The 13964-nt window shown below is 73.4% G+C and carries 7 protein-coding genes; 4 read left to right on the top strand and 3 right to left on the bottom strand.

What is annotated here, in order from left to right; all coding sequences use genetic code 11:
• Positions 1–99: 99 nt before the first annotated feature.
• Positions 100–2886 carry a family 78 glycoside hydrolase catalytic domain gene (locus tag V1634_RS18955; RefSeq protein WP_331209202.1) on the top strand — a complete coding sequence of 929 codons (2787 nt, stop codon included), beginning with the start codon at positions 100–102 and terminating at the stop codon, positions 2884–2886.
• 99 nt (positions 2887–2985) lie between these two features.
• Here V1634_RS18955 and V1634_RS18950 read toward each other — a convergent pair whose 3' ends face one another.
• Positions 2986–3783, bottom strand: coding sequence for an aminoglycoside N(3)-acetyltransferase (locus V1634_RS18950; RefSeq protein ID WP_331209201.1), 798 nt, complete (start codon positions 3781–3783; stop codon positions 2986–2988).
• Positions 3784–3908: 125 nt separating this feature from the next.
• Between V1634_RS18950 and V1634_RS18945 the strand changes: the two genes are divergently transcribed.
• The gene (locus V1634_RS18945; RefSeq protein ID WP_331209200.1) at positions 3909–5399 is read left to right on the top strand and encodes an MFS transporter; all 1491 of its coding nucleotides are present in this window, start codon (positions 3909–3911) and stop codon (positions 5397–5399) included.
• A gap of 57 nt (positions 5400–5456) precedes the next feature.
• Here V1634_RS18945 and V1634_RS18940 read toward each other — a convergent pair whose 3' ends face one another.
• The gene (locus V1634_RS18940) at positions 5457–6524 is read right to left on the bottom strand and encodes a TetR/AcrR family transcriptional regulator (RefSeq protein WP_331209199.1); all 1068 of its coding nucleotides are present in this window, start codon (positions 6522–6524) and stop codon (positions 5457–5459) included.
• A 141-nt stretch (positions 6525–6665) separates the two neighbouring features.
• Between V1634_RS18940 and V1634_RS18935 the strand changes: the two genes are divergently transcribed.
• Complete coding sequence (locus V1634_RS18935; RefSeq protein ID WP_331209198.1) at positions 6666–7859, top strand: cytochrome P450 family protein; 1194 nt, start codon at positions 6666–6668, stop codon at positions 7857–7859.
• A 175-nt stretch (positions 7860–8034) separates the two neighbouring features.
• The gene (locus V1634_RS18930) at positions 8035–12729 is read left to right on the top strand and encodes a family 78 glycoside hydrolase catalytic domain (RefSeq protein WP_331209197.1); all 4695 of its coding nucleotides are present in this window, start codon (positions 8035–8037) and stop codon (positions 12727–12729) included.
• A 67-nt stretch (positions 12730–12796) separates the two neighbouring features.
• Here V1634_RS18930 and V1634_RS18925 read toward each other — a convergent pair whose 3' ends face one another.
• The gene (locus V1634_RS18925) at positions 12797–13837 is read right to left on the bottom strand and encodes a LacI family DNA-binding transcriptional regulator (protein WP_331209196.1); all 1041 of its coding nucleotides are present in this window, start codon (positions 13835–13837) and stop codon (positions 12797–12799) included.
• Positions 13838–13964 lie beyond the last annotated feature (127 nt).

The following is a 13964-nucleotide window of genomic DNA, read 5'->3' as shown; positions in this document are numbered from 1 at the left end:
CCTGGCCGACCGGCACCGAACGCCCCTGCCGGCCGCTCGGGCACCTGAACCGTCCACAGCAGAACCCGTTCCCGGCAGAACCCCGAAGAGGAGCGCCACATGTCACGACGCCGACGATCCGCCCGGCTGAGGACCGCCCTGGTCGTCACCGCCGTACTCGTGCCGGCCAGTGTGCTCGCGGCCGCCCCGCCGGCACTGGCGACCCGGGGCCACGCCCCCGGCACCCCCACCGGCCTGACCGTCGACGACCGGACACGGCCGCACAACGTCGAGGGCACGCCCCGGTTCGGCTGGCTGCCCCGGGACCACGACCCGGGCGAGACGCAGACCGCGTACCGGTTGACGGTCTCGACGGCCGGCGGCCACCTGCTCTGGGACTCCGGCAAGGTCCGCTCGGCACAGCAGTCCTACGTGCCGTACGCCGGGCCCGCGCTGGCGCCCGGGGCGGCGTACCGGTGGACGGTGCGGACCTGGGACCGGACCGGCCGCAGTTCGCCGGCCGGCAGCGGCGGTTTCGAGACCGGCATCTCCGACGACCAGTGGGAGGGGGCGAACTGGATCCGCCGGGTCACCGGTGACGCCGACGACTACACGCTGGCCCGCACCGAGGTGTCGATCGGGCGGAGCAGGGTGGTCCGGGCCCGCGCCTACACCGCGGCCGACCACACCTACGAGCTCTACCTGAACGGCCGGCGGGCCGACCGGGGCACCTCGTTCGGCTACCCGGGCGAGGACTACTACCAGGCCGCCGACGTCACCGACCTGGTCAAGGCGGGCAAGCCGCTCGCGGTCGGGCTCCGCTACCACTGGTACGGCAGCGGCCAGGGCCGCCCCGCCGGGGCTCCCGGAGTGCTGCTGAAGCTGGTCGTCGAGCACGCCGACGGCACCCGGCAGGTGCTCGTCACCGACGGGTCGTGGCGGGTGGCCCGGGACGGGCTCTTCCCGGCCGGCTCCGCCCGGCGCAACGGTGAGGGGGACCGGATCGAGCGGCAGGACGCCCGCGCCGAGATCGTCGGCTGGACCTCGCCCGGTTACGACGACTCCGCCGCGCCCTGGGCGCCGGCCGTGGTCGTCGGGGCGCACCCGACGGCGGAGTACCCGCACCTGATCGGCCAGGAGACCCGGCTCGCCGAGCGGACCGTCCGGCCGGTCACGCTGACCACCGCCGCCGACGGCACGGTGGTCGCGGACTTCGGCGTGGTCGTCCCGGCCCGCCCGGCGGTACGGTTCGACGCCGGAGTCGCCGGGCGGACCGTGCCGATCCGGGCCGGCTACAACCTGAATCCCGACACCGGCCGGGTCGAGACCTCCACCCTGCTCTCCCAGGGCACCGACATGAGCTTCCCCTACGTGCAGAAGGACGGGAGGCAGGAGTTCCGGGCCTTCACCCACCTCGGCTTCCGCTACCTGGAGATCCCGGAGGCGGGCGAGCGGATCGACCGGGACGACGTCTCGGCGGTACTCGTGCACACCGACACCCCGGCCGGCCGGGAGGCGAGCTTCCGCAGCTCCGACCGGACCCTGAACGAGGTGTGGGAGATGCTGAAGCGGTCGGCGATCTATTCGGTGCAGGAGGCGTTCGTCGACACGCCGACCCGGGAGAAGGGCCAGTTCCTCGGCGACGCCGCCGACATCTCGTACGCCACCATGGGCGCCTTCGGCGAGCGGGACGCCACCCAGCAGGCGATCCGGGAGTTCCTCCACTCCGCCACGCGCTTCTGGAACAGCGGCGACGACCTGGGGCGCTACAACGCGGTCTATCCGAACGGGGACGGCAAGCGGGACATCCCCGACTACTCGCTGATGTTCGTCGACTGGGTCTGGCGCTACTACACCGAGACCGGGGACGCGGGCCTGCTCGCCGAGGCGTACCCGTCGCTCCGGAACACCGCCGACTACGTGCTCCGGCACATCCCGGCCGACGGGCCGACCGCCGGCCTGGTCACCCGGCTCTCCGGCGGCAGCGGGGCGTACCAGTACGGCATCGTCGACTGGCCGGAGCCGGGCCGGTTCGGCTACGACATGAGCGCCGCCGCCCGGACCACCATCAACGCCCAGGGCGTGGACGTGCTGCGTACGGTCGCGCAGGCGGCCGGGGTGCTGTCCCGGCCGGCGCAGGAGGCGGCCGGTTACCAGGCCCGGGCCGACGCGCTGGTCGAGACGATGAACGCCAAGCTGCGCCGCCCCGACGGTGTCTACGTCGACGGACTCGCCGCCACCGGTGAGCAGAGCACGCACGCCGGCCAGCACAGCACCTCGTACGCGATCGCGCACGGGGTGGCGCCGGAGGCCGACCGGCCGGCGCTGGCCGGACACCTGGCCTCGCTGGGCATGAGGCAGGGGCCGATGACGGCGCACTGGCTGCTCGCCGCGCTCGGCGAGGCGGGCCGGGCGGACGCCGTACTGGACCTGCTGACCGATCCGGACGACCTCGGCTGGGCGAACATCCTCGCCCAGGGCGGCAGCTTCACCTGGGAGGCCTGGACCCTCGACCCGGGTACCAACTTCAGCCAGTCGCACGGCTGGGGTGCACAGGCCGTGGTCGACGTGCAGGAGACCCTGCTCGGGGTGCGTACCGCGACTCCGGGGGCCGGCCGGGTCGACGTCGTGCCCCCGGCGACCGGCCTGGCGTACGCCGCCGGCACGGTGCACACCCAGCGCGGTCCGGTGACCGTGGACTGGCGTCGTACCGGTGCCGGGGTGCGGGTGGAGTTGGAGGTGCCGGTCAACGTGACGGCCCGGGTGGCGCTGCCGGTGGTGCCGGGCCGGTCCTACCGGGCGGCCGGGCCGAGCCGGGCGACCTTCGTCGGCGTCGAGGACGGCCGGGCCGTCTTCGAGGTCGGTTCCGGTCGCTCCGTCTTCCAACCGGCTGGCCGTTCGCACTGACGCCGTCCACCGCCGTGGCCCGGCCCCGCCCAGACAGGCCGGGTCACGGTGGTGTCACCAGGCGGCTGTTCGGTCGAGCGGTCGTGGCCGATCTCGGGATCATGGCGTCCTGGTCCGGCGGGTGGCCAGCCAATCGGTCGCGAAGTCGACCAGGTGACGCTGCGGGATCAGCCGCGCGGTGGCGCTGCCGACCGTGCCGACGCGCGCGGCGCCGGTCGCCTCGTAGTCCGCACCGAGCCGGGTGAAGTCGCTCTCGTCGGTGAGTACGTCGATCCAGGTGGTCCAGCGGCTGCTTCCGTCGGCCTGCCGGACGGCCGAGCCGGTGGCGCCGCGCGGCGGTGACTGCTGCCGGTACTCCGCCAGATGCAGTGACGTGTTCGAGTCGTACCCGCAGCCCAGCAGCAGCACCTTGCCGTCGAGCCGGTAGACGGCGCCGAGCGGGGAGTTCTCGCCGAGCGCGTCGTCGAGTTGGTGGTCCCGCACGATCTCCGGCGCCCGGGCACCCAGCGCGGCGAAGGAGACCTGCGGGTGGTGGCTGCGCAGCGCCCCGGGCCAGGTACGGACCGCCTCGGCGACGACTCCCATCCACCGGCTCGGGGTACGGGCCGGATCGAAGCCGGGGGTCTGGTCACGGATCGTCCGCCACCACGTCTGCGGCACGGGTGGGTGCCGCCAGCCGGCCGGATCGGTGTTGTCGGGCGTGTGGGTCGGTACGACCAGAGTGCCGCCGCTGCCGAGCACGTCCAGCAGCGCCTGGACGATCGCCTGGGTGCCGCCGGCGACGAACCCGATGCTCCGCCTCGCGCAGTGCAGCAGCACCGCGTCGCCCGCGGTCAGACCGAGCGCGCGCAGGTCCGCCGCGAGGGAGCCGGTGGTGTGCGGGGCCGTCTGGTCCATCCGGTCGAGCATAGGAGACGGGGCCCGGACCGGCCGCGTGTGCGCGGCACACCGTCCGAGACGTTCGGTCCGGGGTTCGGAAACGCCTCGACATCAAGCTTGATTGAGGTCATAGGGTCATGGGCATGAGCGTGATCCGGGGGGATCGAAAGACCTTCTACCAGCTACTGGTCAACACCCTGTTGGTGTCGGTCATCAACTTCACCGCGTGGTTCGCGATCACCTTCTACGTCTACCTCCAGACGCGGTCGGTCTTCGCCACCGGCGTGGTATCGGGGATCTTCCTGGTGCTGACGGCGCTGACCGGCATCTGGTTCGGCAGCCTCGTCGACCACCACCCCAAGAAGACGGTGATGCAGGCGTCGGCGCTGGTGTCGCTGGTGCTGTACGCGCTGGCCTTCGCCGTCTACCAGGCGACGCCGAAGGAGTCGTTCACCGACCCGGCCAGCGTTCCACTCTGGGTGATGATCGTACTGCTGATGTTCGGGGTCATCGCCGGAAACATCCGGACGATCGCGTTGCCGACCCTGGTGACGGTGCTCATCGAGGAGGAGACCCGGGACCGGGCCAACGGGCTGGTCGGGACCGTCTCCGGGGTCACCTTCCTGGTGACGTCGGTGATCAGCGGAATCCTCGTGGCGGTCGGCGGGATGTTCTGGGTGCTGGTCCTGGCCCTGGCGGTGCTGGCGGTCGCGCTGGTGCACCTGGGCCTGGTGCCGGTACGGGACCGCCCGGCACTGCCGGCCGACACCGTCGCTCCGGTGCCGCCGGTCGAGCCGCCGCTCGCCACCACCGCACCGCCGGTCGTCGCCACCACCGCGACACCGCCGGTCGCCACCGCACCGGCGCCGCCGGTCGAGCCGCCGGTCGCGGGGAAGCGCAGGGTGGACCTGCGCGGCACCATCCGGGTGGTCGGCGAGGTGCCGGGGCTGAGCGCGCTGATCCTCTTCTCGGCGTTCAACAACTTCCTGGGCGGCGTCTTCATGGCGCTGATGGACGCGTACGGGCTGTCGCTGGTGTCGGTGCAGACCTGGGGACTGCTCTGGGGGCTGTTGAGCACGGGCTTCATCGTCGGCGGGCTGCTCATCGCGCGCACCGGGCTGAGCCGCAACCCCGTCCGGCTGCTGCTCCTGGTCAACCTGCTGCTCTGGACGGTCACCCTGCTCTTCCCGCTCCGCGCGTCGATCGTCCTGCTCACCGTCGGGCTCTACGTCTACATGCTGGTCGTGCCGTACGCCGAGGCCGCCGAGCAGACGGTGTTGCAGAAGGTGGTGCCGTACGAGCGGCAGGGCCGGGTCTTCGGCTTCGCGCAGAGCGTCGAGCAGGCCGCCTCGCCGCTGACCGCGTTCCTGATCGCACCGGTCGCGCAGTTCGTCTTCATCCCGTTCATGACCGACGGGGCGGGTGCCCGGACGATCGGCGGCTGGTTCGGCACCGGTGCCGACCGTGGACTCGCGCTGGTCTTCGTGCTGACCGGCATCGTCGGCCTGATCGCCACCGGGCTGGCGCTGCGCAGCCGGCCGTACCGGCGACTGAGCCGGCGGTTCATGACCGGGTCGGCGACCGGGACGGAGCCGAGCGAGCCGGAGCTGAGCCCGTCCGGCGCGACCCCGTAGCGAGCGCCGCCGGTCGGTGGGGGTGACCCGGCCGGCGCCGCGATTCGTCCTCCTCCGTCAGCCGGCGGCCACCGCGTGGCAGGCGCCGTAGCCGTCGGCCCTGGCGACGATCCGGCCGGCTTCGACGCGTACGGCGCTTTCGGTGGCGTCGCTGTATGACGTCACACCGGCCGCCGCGGCGAGCGCACCCGTCTCGTCGTGTACGAGCTGGAGCCGGGGCCAGCCGGATGCCGGAACGGCAGCCCGGAGGCAGCCGCGCAGCTCGGTCATGGTCAGCCGGGCCAGCGGGCCGAGTTCGCCCGGGTCGCCGGTGACCAGCACGACCGTCACCCCGGAGTCGGTCGGCGCGGCCCGGCGGGCCTCCTCGACGGCGGTCAGCCGGTGCAGGCCGAGGATCGCGACGACGCCGTCCCCGGTCAACCGCGCCGGCTCGTCGCGCAGCGCGTCGGTTCCGGCCGGCGGATTCCACGGCTGGTCGACGGGACGCGCCGGGGAGACGTACGGCAGGTGCGGCGGTCCCCACTCGTCGCCGAGGTCCAGTTCGGCGAGCTGTTCGCAGGCGCGGACGACCGTGAACGGCTCGCCGAAGCCGGGCGCGGCGGCGGCGAGCTGGCCCGCGCCGTGCAGGGTGGTCAACGCGGTCTCGGCGACCCGGACCATCCGGGCCGGAGCCCGGCCCGACCCGAGCCGCTCCAGGGCCAGGCCGAGCACGATCGCGCTCAGCCCGGTCAACTGGGCGAACGGCAGGCTGGTCCGTTCGTCGGCGAGGATCTCGGGGACGAGGTCGCGGCCGAGCCGGGACGCGCTGTGCCGGTCCTCGGTGGCCAGGGGCAGCCGGGCCAGCCAGGCCCGGGCGAAGTCGGCCAGTGCGGCGCCGGCCGTCCGGGCGGTCGGCCGGTACTCCGGTTCGTCGGCCGCCTCGGCGACCTCGGCCAGTACGGCGAAGTAGAGCGCCCGCTTGCTGGGGAAGTTGGAGTAGACGGCGCCCCGGGTCAGCTCGGCCCGCTCGGCGATCTGATCGATCTTGGCGTCCCGGAAGCCGCGCTCGGTGAACTCGGCGCGCGCGGCGGCCAGCACCTTGGCGCGGTTGTGCTCCTGCATCTCGATCCTGTTGCGCCGGACCATCTTCCCCTCGTCTGTTCCCGAGTCTTCGCGCCTGTTCCCGCCCGTCACCCGACGCCGTTGCCCGCCGGGCGCCAGTAGGATACCGTCGCCATCCAAATGATATGACCATCTGATATCAGCATCTGAATCGAGGAGTGTGGCATGGCGGAGATCCCGGAGATCAACCTTGCCGACCCGGCAACCATGGCCGACCCGTTCGCGGCGTACGGCCGAGCCCGGGAACTCGGCCCGCTCGCCCGGCTGGTCACGCCCGGCCTCGGCACCATGTGGGCGATAACCCGGTACGCGGAGGCGAAGGCGATGCTCACCGATCCCCGGTTCGAGCTGAACGCCTCCACCTACCAGCGGCTCGACGTTCCCGGGCACTGCCGGAAATACCTGCGGACCATGCAGGAGATGGAGGGGGAGGAGCACGCCCGGCTGCGCCGGCTGGTCTCACCCGCCTTCACCGCGCGCCGGGCCGCCGAGTTCCGGCCGAGGATCGTCCCCATCGTCGAGAAGCTGCTCGACGAGCTGACCGACCGGACGGACGACGGCGTCGTCGACCTGCTTCCCGGCTTCGCCGGACCGCTGCCGATGGACGTGATCTGCGAACTGGTCGGCATCCCGGAGGCCGCCCGACAGCGCTGGCGCGAGTACGGCGCCGCGATCGCCGCCGGGCACGGACCGGCGTTCGTCGCCGCCGTTCCGGCGATCATGCGCGACGCCGCGAACGCCGTTGGCGCGCGTACCGGCGGCTCCGGCGTCGGCCTGCTCACCGAGCTGATCGGCGTGCACACCGGGGACTCCGACCGGCTCAGCGAAACCGAGCTGGTCACCCTGGTCTGGCATCTCGTGCTGGCCGGACAGACCCCGACCAACGCGCTGGCCAACGCCGTCGAGGCGCTGCTGGAGCACCCCGAACAGCTCACGGCGCTCCGCGCCGACCAGGGGCTGCTGCCCGGCGCCGTCGAGGAACTGACCCGTTGGTGCGGCCCGCAACTGCTGAGCCTGCCCCGCTACGCCCGGGAGGACGTCGAGATCGCCGGTGTGCCGATCGGCAAGGGCGAGCCGGTCACCGCGGCACTGGCCGGCGCCAACCGGGATCCCCGGGCGTTCGCCGACCCGGACCGGCTCGACCTGCGCCGCCCCGCCGGTGGGCCCGCACACCTGGGGTACGGGCACGGACCGCACTTCTGCCTCGGCGCGGCCCTGGCCCGGGTGCAGCTCGAGGTCGCGCTCGGCGTACTGCTGCGCCGGTTCCCGGGACTCGCACCGGTCGAGGGCGGGGCACGCCGGGTACCCGATCCCGGCACCTGGCGGCTGACCGAGCTGCGGGTGAGGCTGCGCCCCTAGCCCGATCCGGTCGTCGCCTCCGTCCGGCCGGTGTGGCGGCGGTGCGGGCCGGGGGGCGGCTGGCCGGATGTGGCCATCGCCAGCCATTGAGTCCGGGCGGGGCGGCTGGTCAGGATCGTCCCAGGGTCCGTCCACTGAGACGTCCCACCAGCCGTGCGGAAGTGGGGAGTCGGCCATGTTGCTCACCAGGTTGCCCCGGTCGGGACTGTCGGCGGTGCTGGCGCTGCTGCTGGTACTGCCGGTGGCGGCGGTCGCCGGCCCGGCACCGGCCGCCGCGACGACCTCGGGCCCGGAGGTGACGGTGGCCGGCCTGACGACCGAGCGGGCGACGAACCCGATCGGGCTGGACACCGAACGGCCCCGGCTGGGCTGGACGATCGACTCCACCCGGCGAGGGGTGCTCCAGCACTCCTACCAGGTCCGGGTGGCGAGTAGCCCGAGCCGGCTCGGCCGGCCGGACGTCTGGGACAGCGGCCGGGTCACCTCCCGGAACAGCACCCTCGTCCCGTACGCCGGCCCGGCGCTGGGGCCGCGCACCCGGTACGCCTGGCAGGTGCGGATCTGGGACGAGACCGGCCACGCCTCCGACTGGAGCGAGCCGGCGTACTGGGAGACCGGGGTCGGCGGGCCGGACGGCTGGCAGGGCGACTGGATCGGGTTGGCACCGCCGACCGAGTCCTGGGTGGACTACACGGTGCGGACCACCGTACGGGTGGAGCGGGACGCGGCCGGGATCTTCCTCCGGGCCAGCGGGACGGGCAACGCCTACATGTGGCAGTTCTCCACCACCAACGGGAGCGCCAAGCTGCGCCCGCACGTCCGGGTGAACGGGGCGTGGACGGTGCTCAAGGAGGTGTCGCTGGCTGCCGTCGTACCCCCGGAGAAGCTGACCGCGCCGCACACGCTGCGGATCGCCGCGGCGGGTGACACCTTCACCACCTGGGTCGACGGGGTACAGGTCGACGTCACCCGGCACGCCGGGCACCGGTCCGGCTCGGTCGGGCTGCGCACCTCCACCCAGGAGTCGGCGGTCTTCGCCGACTTCTCGGTGACCAGCGGCGACCGGACCCTCTACGCCGCACCGCTGACCGACGGCGAGAACCCGTTCGGCGCCGGTACCCCGACCGCCGACGGGCTGCGGGTCAGCGGCGACACCGAGACGATGCTCGCCGCGCTGGACGCGAACCCGCTGCTGCGGCGCGGCTTCCGGGTGGCCGGCGAGGTGGCCCGGGCCCGGGTCTACGCCAGCGGGCTCGGCGTCTACGAGCTGTCGCTGAACGGCGAACGGGTCGGCGACCACGAGCTGGCCCCCGGCTGGACCGACTACGCCAAGCGGGTGCAATACCAGAGCTACGACGTGACCGGCCAGCTCCGGCCCGGCGACAACGCGTTCGGGGCGATGCTCGGCGACGGCTGGTACTCCGGCAGCATCGGCTGGTTCGGCACCGACAACTACGGCCCCCGGCCGCTGCTCAGCGCCGCCCTGGTGATCGACTACGCGGACGGCCGCACCGAGACGGTCCGCACCGACGGTTCCTGGCGGGCCATCCCCGGGCCGTTCCTGCTGACCGACCTGATCCACGGCGAGACCTACGACGCCCGACGGTTGCCGACCGGCTGGGACCGGCCCGGCTTCGACGACTCCGGCTGGTCGGCGGCGACGGTCGGCGGCGACGGCGGGGCGACCGCCCGGCTGGTCGCCCAGGTCGACCCGCCGGTCCGGGTGACCCAGGAGCTGAAGGCGTCGGCGCTGACCCAGCCCACCCCGGGGACCTGGATCTTCGACCTCGGGCAGAACATGGTGGGCAAGGTCCGGCTGAAGGTGGCCGGCCCGGCCGGTACGACGGTACGGATCCGGCACGCCGAGGTGCTCAACCCGGACGGTACGGCGTACACCGCGAACCTGCGTACGGCCCGGGCCACCGACCTCTACCGGCTGCGCGGCGGCGGCCCCGAGGTGTACGAGCCCCGCTTCACCTTCCACGGCTTCCGCTACGTCGAGCTGACCGGCTTCCCCGGCACCCCCGACCTGGGCACCGTCACCGGCCTGGTGATGCACACCGACGGTGAGCTGACCAGCACCTTCGAAACCTCGAACCCGATGGTGAACCAGTTGCAGAGCAACATCACCTGGGGGCAGCGCGGCAACTTCCTCTCCATCCCGACCGACACACCGGCCCGGGACGAGCGACTCGGCTGGACCGGCGACATCAACGTCTTCGCCGAGACCGCGACGTTCAACATGGAGAGTCTCACCTTCCTGACCAAGTGGCTGGCGGACCTGCGGGACGCGCAGTCGGCCAACGGCGCGTACCCGGACGTGGCGCCGAGGGCCTGCTGCGGCGACGGTGCCACCGGCTGGGCCGACGCCGGCATCACCGTCCCGCACGCGCTCTGGCAGCGCTACGGCGACACCCGGGTGATCGAGGAGCACTACGACTCGATGGTCCGCTACGCGGCCTGGCTGGAGAGCACCAGTTCGGGACACCGGCGGACCAACGCCGGCCCGTACCTGGACTGGCTGAACCTGGACGACCCGACCCCGGCCGGCGTGATCGGCACGGCCTACTACGCCTACAGCATCCGACTGCTCGGCGAGATGGCCGGGGCGATCGGCCGGACCGCCGACGCGGAACGCTACGCGACGCTCTCGGCCCGGATCGCCGAGGCGTTCAGCACGGCGTACGTCGCCGCCGACGGCACCGTGCAGGGCGACAGCCAGACCGGGTACGTGCTGGCGATCGGGATGGACCTGCTCCCCGACGCGCTGCGGGCCAGGGCCGCCGACCGGCTGGTCGCCAACCTTCGACGGCACGACTGGCACCTGGCCACCGGCTTTCTCGGCACCCCGGACCTGCTGCCGGCGCTGACCGACACCGGCCACCTCGACGTGGCGTACCGGCTGCTGCTCAACGACACGTACCCGTCCTGGGGTTACGAGATCGGCAAGGGTGCCACCACGATCTGGGAGCGGTGGAACTCGATCATGCCGGACGGCAGCTTCGGCGACGTCTCGATGAACTCCTTCAACCACTACGCCTACGGCGCGGTCGGGGACTGGATGTACCGCACCGTCGCCGGCATCGCTCCGGACCCGGCACACCCGGGCTACGCGCACCTGACCATCGCGCCGCGACCCGGCGGGGACATCCGGGCGGCGAAGGCGTCGTACCGGTCGATCCACGGCACCGTCGGCACCGACTGGCGGCTGGACGACCGGGGACAGCTCCGGCTGGCCGTCACCGTGCCGGGCAACACCACCGCCACGGTACGCATCCCGGCGGCGAGCCGGCACGCGGTCACCGAGGGCGGCCGGCCGGCGGAGCGGGCCGAGGGCGTACGGTTCGTCCGGCTCGACGGCGCCGACGCGGTCTTCGAGGTCGGCTCCGGCAGGTACGCCTTCGCCGTCGACCGGGTGCTCGGCGACCTGGGCGAGGCGGCCGACGCGGTCACCGAGGCGGCAACCGTCGCCGACCAGGTGGCCGGTGAGCTGCGCTGGCCGCTGGCGATCCAGTTGCGGGTCCGGGTCGCCCGGCTGACCGTCGACGCGGCGGCCGCCCGGCTGGCGTACCGGTACGGCGAGGGTGACGCCCGGGCCACCGGTGCCGCCGTACACCGGGCCCTGGCCACCGGCTCCGACCTGGACCGCTGGCTGGAGACCCAGGTGCGGGCCGGGCGGCTGTCGAGGACGGTCGCGGACCGGTTCGCCGCCCCGCTGACCCGGCTCGACCAGCGGCTCTCCGCGGCGTCGTCGGCCCTGGTCGGCGCGGTGGCCCGGCTCGACCTGCCGGTCGGCGAGGTGCTGCCCGGTGGCGTGTTCCGCGCGGCGGTGCTGCTGGAGAACGGCGGGAAGGACACCCTGACCGGGATGGTGTCCATGGTGGACGCGGGTGACGGGGTGACGGTGCGTCCGGTCGGTGCCCGGCCGGGCAGCGTCGCGCCGGGCCGGACGGTGCGGCACGAGTACGAGCTGCGGCTGCCGCCCGGCCAACCCGTCGGTACCCTGCCGCTGACCGCGTCGGCCGGCTACCGCTACCGGTCCGGCACCGCGACGCTGCCGCTGGCGGGCTCGCTGCCGGTGGCGCCGGCCGTCACCGTCGTCTCGACCACCGCAGAGCCGGCCTCGGTGGCGCCGGGCGGCACCGCCACCCTGCACACGGTGCTCCGCAACCGGTCCACCGTGCCGGTGCGGGGCGAGTTGACCGGCACCGCACCGGAGGGCTGGCGGGTCGAGCCCGGCAGCCGGCCGTTCGCGCTGGCCCCGGGCGCCGAGGCCACCCTGGACGGCACCGTCACCGCACCGCTGGCCACCACCGAGGGTCCGGCCGGGATCACCGTCGCCACCGGGCCGACCGAGGCGGAGCGCCGCACGCTCGAACTGCCGGTCCGGTTCGCCAACCCGCCGGGTACGGTGCTCGACCACGTCGACCTCGGCGTGGCCGCCTCCGAGCAGGGGCACCGGCTGCTCGCCTCGGAACACTCCGGCACCAGCGTGGAGGCCGGGCTGACCCGCCGCTACACCGACGTCACCCATCCGGGCGGCTGGTTCGAGTTCGACCTGGCCGTCGAGCCGGGCCAACCCTTCCTGCTCCGGGTCGTCGAGACGTACGACAACCCGCAGTCGAAGGACTACGACGTACTGGTCGACGGGGTGCGGGTGCACGCGCGGGCGTACCAGCGTACGGCCGGCGGGGGTGGCACGGTGAGCTACCAGTTCGTGGTGGACCGGCCGGAGTCGACGGCCGACGGGATGGTCCGGGTGCGCTTCCAGGACACCGGCGACGGCTACGACCCGTCCATCGCCGACGTCTGGTCGCTGCCGCTGCCGCCCGCTGCGGCCGCTCCACCGGCCTCCCCGGCCGGCCGCTGACGCCTCACCCGGTCCCTCCGGCCCGCCGGCTCTGGCCGGAGGCGGGACCGGGTGCCGGTCCGGTCGGCTACCTGGCGGGCTGGCCGGCGGGGCGGCGGCTGGATTCCCGGACGACGAGTTCCGGTTCGAAGACGACCTGCTGGTGACGATGTCCGGCCGGCTCGTTGACCTCGCCGAGCAGCAGTTCGGCGGCGGTCTGCCCGAGCCGCTGCCGGGGCTGGCGCACCGAGGTGAGCGGTACGGCCGCCGCGGCGGCGAAGTCGATGTCGTCGTAGCCGACCAGGGCGACGTCCTCGGGTACCCGGATCCGCTGCCGGGTCAACTCCTGGAGGACGCCGAGCGCCACCAGGTCGTTGGCGCAGAAGACGGCGGTGGCCCGGTTGTCCCGGGGCGCGCCGATCAGCCGGGCCGCGGCGTCCCGGCCGGCGGCCACGGTCATCGCCGGGGTGTCGAGCCGGGGCAGGTCGCGCTGGCCCAGTCCGGCCCCGGTCATCGCCTGCACCGCGCCGGCATGCCGGTCGCGTACCTGTTCCAGCCGGGCCGCGCCGACGAAGGCGATCCGCCGGTGCCCCGCCTCCAGCAGGTGGCGTACCGCCAGTTCGCCGCCGAGCCGGTCGTCCACCGAGACCGAGCAGAGGTTGGCGTGCCGGGATCGTCGGTCGAGCAGTACGACGTGGATGCCACGGTCGCGCAGCCGGAGCAGCCGGGCGCTGGCGTCGTCGACCGGGGTGATGAGTACGCCCTGCACCCGCTGCTCCTTGAGCAGGTCGAGGTAGGCGTCCTCCCTGGACCGGTCACCGTCGCTGTTGCAGAAGATCACCGCCATTCCGGCGGTGCCGATGGTGTCCTCGACGCCCTTGGCCAGGTCGGTGAAGAACGGGTTGGCCACGTCCAGTACGACGAGGCCGAGAGTGCGGCTGCGGCCCCGGCGCAGTTGCCGGGCGGCGTGGTTGGGCACGAAGCCGAGTTCGTCGATCGCCGCGAGGACCCGGGCCCGGGTCGCGTTCGAGACCAGGTCGGGCTGGTTGAGCACGTTGGAGACGGTGCCCATCGAGACTCCCGCGTGCCGGGCGACGTCGCGGATGCTCACCACGGAGGTCTCCCGCACGCTCTCCTCCTCCGCGTCGGCCGGTAACTGAATCGTGTCAAGGATGCCTGGCGGCCCCGGCGGCGGGGGGTACCTGGCCGGATGTGGCCAGCGCGCCGGCCGTTGTCGATGCCGACGGGCAGGACGT

This window comes from Plantactinospora veratri, from assembly GCF_036421995.1.
Taxonomy (GTDB): domain Bacteria; phylum Actinomycetota; class Actinomycetes; order Mycobacteriales; family Micromonosporaceae; genus Plantactinospora; species Plantactinospora veratri.
The sequence above is the reverse complement of the archived record's forward strand: the minus strand, read 5'-3'. Positions and strand labels throughout refer to the sequence as shown.

What these genes read in the sequence shown, in the direction of transcription:
- V1634_RS18940 (WP_331209199.1), bottom strand. Translation starts at nt 6,524, where the DNA reads ATGGTCCGGCGCAACAGGATCGAGATGCAGGAGCACAACCGCGCCAAG.
- V1634_RS18935 (WP_331209198.1), top strand. Translation starts at nt 6,666, where the DNA reads ATGGCGGAGATCCCGGAGATCAACCTTGCCGACCCGGCAACCATGGCC.
- V1634_RS18930 (WP_331209197.1), top strand. Translation starts at nt 8,035, where the DNA reads ATGTTGCTCACCAGGTTGCCCCGGTCGGGACTGTCGGCGGTGCTGGCG.
- V1634_RS18945 (WP_331209200.1), top strand. Translation starts at nt 3,909, where the DNA reads ATGAGCGTGATCCGGGGGGATCGAAAGACCTTCTACCAGCTACTGGTC.
- V1634_RS18950 (WP_331209201.1), bottom strand. Translation starts at nt 3,783, where the DNA reads ATGGACCAGACGGCCCCGCACACCACCGGCTCCCTCGCGGCGGACCTG.
- V1634_RS18955 (WP_331209202.1), top strand. Translation starts at nt 100, where the DNA reads ATGTCACGACGCCGACGATCCGCCCGGCTGAGGACCGCCCTGGTCGTC.